Raw genomic sequence first — 6265 nt, 5'->3', positions numbered from 1 at the left:
GCTCTTCCGATCAGCAGCGCCGCTGCCGCCGCCGCTGCCGATCGAGGACCCTGACGCGACCATCGCCATCGCGCCGCGCCTGGCACCGCCGCCCGCACCGCCTGCGCTGTCGGTGCCCGCACCCGCGGCGGCGGCGAAGCGCGGCTCCGCGCTGCCGGGGATCCTGCTGGCGCTGCTGCTGCTCGCCGCGGCGGGCGGTGGCGCCTATTGGTGGTTCTACCTGCGCGAGCCGGCCCCACCGCCGCCGGAGGCGCCGCCCACCAGCGAGCCCGTGGTGATCGCGCCGGAACCGCTGCCGCGCCCCGAACGCCCCGTGCTGCCGCCGGTGCGACCGCAGGCCGAACCGGCCGCGCCCGTCACCCTCGATGGCCTGGCCGTGCCGGAGGTGATCGCCCGCGCCGCATCCCCCGCCGCGATCGCCGAGGAAGCCGCGCGCCGCTACCAGACCGGGCGCTACGACGATGCGCTGCTGCTCTGGGAAGCAGCCGCGCGCGCGGGCAATGCTGCGTCGCTCACGCGCCTTGCGGGGCTCTACGACCCGGTCGGCTTCACCCCCGGCCGGCCCTTCCGCGACCCCGACCCGCGCCAGGCTGCGCGCCATTACCGCGAGGCGGTGACGGCGGGCGATCCCGCCGCTGCCGAGCCCCGAGCGCGGCTGCGCCAATGGCTCGACGACCGCGCACGGGAAGGGGACCTCAACGCGCCGCTGACCATCAGGGATTTCTGGCAATGACGCCGCGCCGCATCCTGCTGCTGGCCACCGCCGCGCTGCTGCCGCACATGGCCCAGGCGCAGCAACGCGGCATCCGCACCGCGTCGCGCACGCCGCTGCTCATCCCCGGCAAGACCACGCTGTTCCAGCGTGTCATCCTGCGCCCCGGCGCCACGCTGCACGCCCAGCCCAACGCGCCCCAGGGCCGCCCAGTCGCAGGCTTCAGCGTGGCCCATGTCTATGCCCGGCGCGACGGCTGGATCGAGATCGGGCGCGAGGCGGATGGCACCGTCGATGGCTGGGTACGCGAGGACCGCGCCATCGACTGGCGCCACACCATGGTCGGCGCCTTCACCAATCCGGCCGGGCGCGAACGGACCATGTTCCTGCGCGACGTCGCCACCCTGCGCGGGCTGCTCGCCGCCCCCGACATGACCCAGCAGGCCTTGGCCCTGCGCGCCGCGGCGGGCCAGCCGGGCAGCCCGGTGCTGGCGCTGGAGCCCGAGACCTTCATCGACATCCAGCGCAACTTCTACCTGCTGCCGATCCTGGAGGCCGAGACCATCCAGCGCCGCGACGGCACGCAGATGCGCGCGCTAGAGGTCATCTCCGCTCCCGCCGAGCTGCGCCAGGCGCCGCAGCAGGCCGACCCGTCGCGCCTGCGCGACTTCCGCGGCGGCATCGTCTTCGTGATCGACAGCACGGTGTCGATGCAGCCCTATATCGACCGCACGCGGGAGGCGATCCGGCGCATCATCGCGCGCATCGGCGACACTGCGGTGCGCGACAATTTCCGCTTCGGCATGGTGGCCTACCGCGCCGACATCAGCGCACGGCCGCAGCTGGAATACGTCACGCGGCTGGTGGCGGCGCCCGACCTGTCGCAGCCGCCGGCGTCCATCCTGCCCGCGCTCGAGAGCGTGCGCGCCGCCACCGTCTCGACCGAGCAGTTCGACGAGGACGCCATCGCCGGGCTGCGCATGGCGATCGACCAGGTGGACTGGGCGCAGTTCGGCGGGCGCTACGTGGTGCTGATCACCGATGCCGGCGCGCTCGACGCCACCGACCCGAAATCCCAGACCCGGCTTGGCATCCCCGAGATCAAGGCGCTGGCCGAGGCGCGCGGCGTGGCACTCTTCGCCATCCACCTGCAGACGCCCGAGGGGCGGTCGAACCACGCCCATGCCCGCGCGCAGTACACCGAGCTCACACGCTATGGCGCCGCCGGCTCGCTCTATTTCCCGGTCGAGGGCGGCAGCCCGCAGGCCTTCGAGCGCGTGGTCAACGGACTGACCAACGCGCTGTTCCGCCAGGTGGCGGACACGGTCGGTCGCCCGGTCGGGGGCGTCGAGCCCGCGCGCACGCCAGAGGCCGAGCGCATGGCGCAGCAGGTCGAGATCGTCGCGACCGCGATGCGCCTCGCCTATCTCGGTCGCGAGGGGGGCACCACGGCGCCGGACGTGGTGCGGTCCTTCACCACGGATCGCGACCTGCGGGACCCGACGGTCGCGGCGCTCGATGTCCGCGTGCTGCTCACGCGCAACCAGCTCTCGGACCTGTCGCAGGCGCTCACGCGCATTCTCGATGCCGGGCTGGCGGGGCGCACCGATCCGCGCTCCTTCTTCGGACAGCTGCGCGCGGCCTTCGCGGCCACGGCGCGGGACCCGGCGCGGCTCGGCAACCTCGCGCGCGTGGGCCAGGCGCTGGGCGAATACCTCGATGGACTGCCCTACCAGTCCCAGGTGATGGAACTGACCGAGCAGGAATGGCTCGCCATGGGTGCCGCCGCGCAGCGCGAGCTGATCAACGGCATCGAGGCGAAGCTGCGCCTCTACCAGGAATTCGCCGCGCGGCCGGACCTGTGGGTCACGCTGGACGGGCGGCCGGGGGGCGAGGCGTTCTTTCCGGTGCCGCTGGAAGCGTTGCCGTGACCATGCTGCTCTCCCTGCGTGGCGTCGCGCGCGCCTATCGCGGGGATGCCGCGCCCTTCGCGCTCGAGGTGCCTGCCTTCGACCTTGATGAAGGCGAGGCCCTGGCCCTCGCCGGACCCTCGGGCAGCGGCAAGTCCACGCTGCTGATGATGCTGGCGCTGGCGGCACCGCCCGATGCGGCGGAACGCTTCGTCTTCGCGGGGCAGGACATCGCGCGTCACTGGCGTGCCGGGCGGCGCGACGCGCTCGCGGAACTGCGCGCGCGGCGCGTCGGCGTGGTGCCGCAGACCGGTGGGCTGCTCTCCTACCTCAGCGTCGAGGGCAACATCGCGCTGACGCAGCGCATCGCCGGGCGCCCCGATGTGAGGCGCGTGCGCCTCCTGGCCGAGGAGCTCGGCATCGCCGCGCAACTCGGCAAGCGCCCGGCGGAGCTCTCGGTCGGACAGCGCCAGCGCGTCGCGATCGCGCGCGCGCTGGCGCATCGCCCGGCGCTGGTGCTGGCGGACGAACCCACCGCCTCGGTGCATCCGGAACTCGCCGATGCCGTGCTGGCGCTGTTGAAGCGCGAATGCGCCGCCGCCGGCGCGGCGTTGCTGGTGGCCACCCACGACCCTGACCGTGCCGCGCGCGCCGGCTATCCGGTGCTGGCCTGCGAGACGCGCGCGCCCGGCACGGATGGCATCGCGCGATCGATCTTCGCGCGCGCATCGCTCGCGCAGGCGGCCTGACCATGCTGCGCCTGGCGCTGGCCGACCTGTGGCACGAAAGGGTGCTCTTCCTCTGCTCCGTGCTCGGCTGCGCCGCGGTGCTGGCGCCGCTGATCGTCCTGTTCGGCCTGCGCGAAGGGGTGGTGGCGGGGCTGCGCGCCGAGTTGCTGGAGGACCCGCGTGCGCGGGAGGTGGTCTCGGTCGTCAACCGCACGCTGGAGCCTGCGCTGTTCGAGCGTCTCGCCGCCGATCCACGCGTCGCCTTCGTGGTGCCGCGCACACGCGCGCTCTCGTCCACCATCGTGCTGGAGAACCCCGCGCGCGTGGCGAGCGGCCTGCGCGTGGAGCTGCTGCCGACCGCAGCGCGGGACCCGTTGCTGCCGGACTCGAACGGCCTCGGCGCGGACGCGCTTGTGCTCTCGGCGACGGCGCTGGAGCGGCTCGGTCTGCGGGTCGGGGATCCGGTGCTGGCCTCCGTGCCGCGCAGCCGCGACGGTCAGCGGGAGGTGCTGACGCTGCCGATGAGCGTCGCCGGTGCGGCACCGCTTTCCGCAGCGACGCGCGACGCGGCCTTCGCCACCCTGCCGGTGCTGCTGCTGGTCGAGGATTTCCTCGACGGCGCGGCCGGCCCGCAGGCGCGCCCGACCAGCGAGGACGCCGCGCGCACGCGCCCCTTCGCCGGCTTCCGGCTGCATGCCGCGCGCCTCGAGGACGTGCCGGCGCTCGATCGCGAACTGCGCCTGACGGGCATAGAGGTCGCCTCGCGCGCCGAGGCGGTGGCCGGGCTGCTGCGCCTCGACCGCAACCTGGCGCTGCTGTTCCTGGCACTCGCCGGGGCAGGGGGGGCGGGTTACCTGGTCAGCCTCGGCGTCGGGCTCTGGGCGCAGGTGGAGCGCAAGCGGCGCGACCTTGCGCTGCTGTCGCTGCTCGGGCTGAAGCGTCGGGCCCTGCTGATGCTGCCACTGATCCAGGCGTCGGCGGTGGCGCTGATGGGCGCGCTCTGCGCCTTCGCGGTGGCGGCGGCGGTGGCCGGCGTGCTGAACCGCGCCTTCGCCGGCACGGTGGCGGGGGAGCGGCCGGTCTGCCTGCTGAGCGCGGCAATGGGCGCGGGTGCCGCCGGCATCACCCTCGCGGGCGGGGTCGTGGCATCGATGCTGGCAGGGCTGCGTGCGGCCGGCGTCGCGCCGGCGGAAGGTCTGGCGGAGGGATGATGGCGCGCATGCTATCCTGGGCTTGGCTTGGCACGCGCGCCCGCAGCGGCGCCGGCGCCACGACGGCATCGCGCGTGGCATGCACCGCGCTGGCCTGCGGCGTGGCCCTCGTCACCCCGTCCCAGGCGCAGGCGCCCTGGCCCGAGGAATTCACCAACCCGCGCCCGGCCGAGCGCGACCTTCTGCTGCCCATGCCCTGCGGCGCCGCGATGGCCTTTCGTCCGGTCGAGACGCCGACCGGGCCTGGCGCGCTTGAGGACCGGCCGGTCACGCTCGGCACCACGGACCCGGCCGGCGGCATCGCCGAATTCGCGCGGCGCGATGCGGTGGCCGGCCCTTTCGCCGCGCCGGGACGCGACGTCGCGCTGTTCTGGATCGGCAAATACGAGGTCACGCGCGACCAGTATGCCGCGGTGATGGAGGAACGCTGCCCGGCATCCTCCGCCGCCGGCCGCCTGCCTGCCGCGAGCCTGTCCTGGTTCGACGCCGTCGCCTTCACCCAGCGCTACACGACCTGGCTGCTGCGCAATGCGGCGGCGCGCCTGCCGCAGGCCGACGGCACGCCCGCCTTCGTCCGCCTGCCGACCGAGGAGGAGTGGGAATACGCGGTGCGCGGCGGCGCGTCGGTCAGCGAACTCGATTTCCTCGGCCGCACCTTCCCGATGCCCGAGGGCACGTCGCGCTATGCCTGGTTCCAAGGGCCGCGATCGGCCTCGGGCCGCGCGCAGCCGATCGGCATGCTCGAGCCCAATCCCCTCGGACTGCACGACATGCTGGGCAATGTTGGCGAGCTGGTGCTGGAGCCCTTCCGCGCGGTGCGCGTGGGGCGGCTGCACGGCCAGGCCGGCGGCGTGGTCGTGAAGGGTGGCGACTACCGCACGCCGGAGGCGGCGCTGCGGTCCTCGCTGCGCATCGAGGTGCCGCCCTATGACGCGACGGATGGGCAGCCGACGCGCCTCGCCTCGGTGGGCTTCCGCGTGGCGCTGGCCGCGCATGTGACCACCAGCCTGCGCCGCGCCGAGGCGCTGAACCGCGCCTTCGAGGCCGAGAGCCGTGCGAGCGGCACGGAGGCCGAGAACGCCCGCCGCCAGATCGCTGCCCTGCGGGAAGGGGCGGATCCGCGGCTTCGCCAGGGTCTCGATCGGCTGGAAGCCGGCCTGATGGCGGCGGAGCGCGCGCGCCTCGAACAGGAACGGGCGGGCATTCGCGCGCAACTGGAGGGTGCCGCCGTGCTGGCGCGCGCGGCCGGCCAGTCGCAGCGGCGCATGGACGGGATCGAGCCGCTGCTCGCCGGCGCCGACGTGGTGCAGGCGAGCCCGGAGATGCGCGCCGGCTGGGCGCGCGCACTGGAGCAGTTGCGGGTCGAGCGCGAACTGTCGCTCGATGGCTATGCGCGCATCGTCGCCGATCTCGGTCGCAGCGCGGACCGCGCCACGCTCACCACCGAGGCCGGCGTGGTGGCGAGCGAGACCGAGGCGCGCGGCATGCCGGATCTGCGCCCCTATCTGGACGTCGCGGCCCGGCATGCTGCCGATTCCCGAGACCGCGGCCTGCCGCCGCGCGACCGGATGCGCGAGGAGGTGCTGGCGGCCGGCCGTGGCGCGGCGCCACCGCAGGCCGTGCTGGCGCCGCCGACGGCCCCGCAGCGACCGTCCCAGCCAGATCGGAAGAGCGCTGGCTTGAACTCCACTTACGGCTCCATTC

The 6265-nt window shown here is 74.3% G+C and carries 4 protein-coding genes and 1 pseudogene; all 5 read left to right on the top strand.

Annotation, left to right across the window (positions count from 1 at the left end):
• A pseudogene (locus HW578_RS21430) lies at positions 1-733 on the top strand (hypothetical protein); the annotation flags it as partial.
• Positions 730-2643 (top strand): vWA domain-containing protein, encoded by a 1914-nt coding sequence (locus HW578_RS21425; protein ID WP_198372749.1) that lies wholly within the window; start codon positions 730-732, stop codon positions 2641-2643. The pseudogene HW578_RS21430 and the gene HW578_RS21425, both read left to right, overlap by 4 nt.
• Positions 2644-2645: 2 nt before the next feature.
• Positions 2646-3371, top strand: a complete 726-nt coding sequence (locus HW578_RS21420; protein ID WP_198372750.1) for an ABC transporter ATP-binding protein — start codon at positions 2646-2648, stop codon at positions 3369-3371.
• A 2-nt stretch (positions 3372-3373) separates the two neighbouring features.
• On the top strand, positions 3374-4561 hold the full coding sequence (locus tag HW578_RS21415) for an ABC transporter permease (RefSeq protein WP_198372748.1): 1188 nt from the start codon (positions 3374-3376) through the stop codon (positions 4559-4561).
• An 8-nt stretch (positions 4562-4569) separates the two neighbouring features.
• On the top strand, positions 4570-6265 hold a 1696-nt coding region (locus tag HW578_RS21410), incomplete at its 3' end, for an SUMF1/EgtB/PvdO family nonheme iron enzyme (RefSeq protein WP_198372747.1).

The organism is Roseomonas rosulenta, assembly GCF_016106005.1.
Lineage (GTDB): Bacteria > Pseudomonadota > Alphaproteobacteria > Acetobacterales > Acetobacteraceae > Neoroseomonas > Neoroseomonas rosulenta.
Note: the sequence above shows the minus strand (reverse complement) of the source record. Positions and strands in the feature narration are given on the sequence as shown.

Excerpts from the sequence above, each read along its gene's own strand:
- HW578_RS21425 (WP_198372749.1), top strand. The coding sequence starts at position 730 with ATGACGCCGCGCCGCATCCTGCTGCTGGCCACCGCCGCGCTGCTGCCG.
- HW578_RS21420 (WP_198372750.1), top strand. The coding sequence starts at position 2,646 with ATGCTGCTCTCCCTGCGTGGCGTCGCGCGCGCCTATCGCGGGGATGCC.
- HW578_RS21415 (WP_198372748.1), top strand. The coding sequence starts at position 3,374 with ATGCTGCGCCTGGCGCTGGCCGACCTGTGGCACGAAAGGGTGCTCTTC.